1 pseudogene is annotated in these 675 nt (G+C 64.7%); it reads right to left on the reverse strand.

The annotated features are described in order from the left end of the window. Positions 1-675: pseudogene (locus IE217_RS34380) on the reverse strand (nickel-dependent hydrogenase large subunit); the annotation flags it as partial.

Raw genomic sequence — 675 nt, forward strand, 5'->3', positions numbered from 1 at the left:
GAGGGGGTCGTGGGTGACGAACAGTTCCCCGCCGCCGTCGCCGTCTTCGGGGTGGGGGGTGGTCCAGTCGTCGTAGTAGGAGGAGCCGAGGAGGATGCGCAGGCCGAGGTTGATGTCGATGAGGTTGTTGGTGAGGAGTTGGCCGTCGACGATGATGCCGGGGGTGACGTGCATGGCCTGGCCCCAGGTGTTCATGGTGTCGTAGCGGTAGTCGCAGATGTCGGGGTTCTGGAAGGCGCCCCAGCAGGCCAGGAGGGTGCGGCGGCGGCCGACTTCTTCGTAGCCGGGCAGGGCTTGGTAGAAGAAGTCGAAGACGTCGTCGTTGAGGTGGACGGCTTGTTTGACGAAGTCCAGGACGTGCAGGAGGCGGGTGAGGTAGTCGGTGAAGAGGGTGGGGGTGGGCTGGGTGCCGACGCCGCCGGGGTAGAGGGTGGAGGGGTGGACGTGGCGGCCTTCCATGAGGCAGAACATTTCGCGGGTGATGCGGGAGATTTTGAGGGACTGTTTGTAGATGTCGCCTTCGAAGGGGTTGAAGGCGCGCATGATGTCGGCGATGGTGCGGTAGCCGTGGAGGTGGCCGCGGGGGGCCTGGGTTTTCTCGGCGCGGGCCAGGACGGTGGGGTTGGTGGTTTTGACCATGGCTTCGCAGAAGTCGACGAAGACGAGGTTGTCCTG

Source organism: Streptomyces naganishii JCM 4654 (assembly GCF_014650575.1).
GTDB classification, from domain to species: Bacteria; Actinomycetota; Actinomycetes; order Streptomycetales; family Streptomycetaceae; genus Streptomyces; species Streptomyces naganishii.